This window comes from Cellulosimicrobium sp. AB352 (genome assembly GCF_049538415.1).
In the GTDB taxonomy this organism is placed as follows: domain Bacteria; phylum Actinomycetota; class Actinomycetes; order Actinomycetales; family Cellulomonadaceae; genus Cellulosimicrobium; species Cellulosimicrobium funkei.
Genome location: NZ_JBMVFX010000048.1, coordinates 1 through 878, shown reverse-complemented (window position 1 = coordinate 878; position 878 = coordinate 1). Strand labels below are relative to the sequence as shown.

The window sequence follows — 878 nt, the reverse complement described above, 5'->3', positions numbered from 1 at the left end:
ATGGCGCTGCTCTACGAGGGCGAGGCCACGGCGGACGTGGACCTCAACGACTCGGGCGTGTGGGTGACGAAGACGTCGGCCGGCCTGGTGGGGCGGTTCAACTACGAGTCCCAGGCGATGGACGGCACGCTCAACGCGGGCAGCGCGTCGTTCGACGTGCAGCAGGACGCGGGCCGCGTCCTCCTCGACGACCAGGGGACGAGCACGTCGTCCCCCGTGGACGTCGCCCACCTCAAGCTCACCGGGCAGATCCGCCTGCCGGCCGGGGCGCAGGTCGCCTCCGGCGGCGCGACGACCGCGATCCTCGACGGCGAGGAGGGCCTGCTGTGGGTCCTGCCGTTCGACGGCGCCACCTCGTTCGACGCCGAGAAGCTCGACCCGACGGCCGAGGTCGGCGGTGACGGCGCGCTGACGGTGTCCGAGGACGGGACGGTCTTCGCCGCGATCCCCTCGACCGGGGCCCTGTGGACCGTCGAGACCACGAGCAAGGGCGCCGTCTCCGGCGACCCGACGTCGACGTCCCTCCCGGTCGGGAAGGGCGCCGAGGTCGAGGTGACGGCCGTCGGTGACGAGCCCGTCGTCCTCGACCGCTCCGCCTCGCAGCTCGTGCTGCCCGGCGGCCGGACCGTCGCGGTCGAGGGCGCGGAGCAGGCGCGGCTCCAGCAGCCGTCCGCCGGGTCGGGCGACGTCGTCGTCGCGACGACCGACGCGCTCGTGACCCAGCCCCTGAAGGGCGGCGACGCCCAGCGCCGCGCCGCCCAGGGCGTCCCGGCCGCCCCGGTGCGCCTCGGGTCGTGCACGTACGGGGCGTGGGCCTCGACCGGCCAGGTGATCCGCGACTGCGAGGGCACCGACCGCGACGTCGACGAGCGCCTCGA

At 75.2% G+C, this 878-nt stretch carries 1 pseudogene; it reads left to right on the top strand.

From position 1 onward, the window contains the following. Positions 1–878: pseudogene (locus ACPCUX_RS18770) on the top strand (fibronectin type III domain-containing protein); the annotation flags it as partial.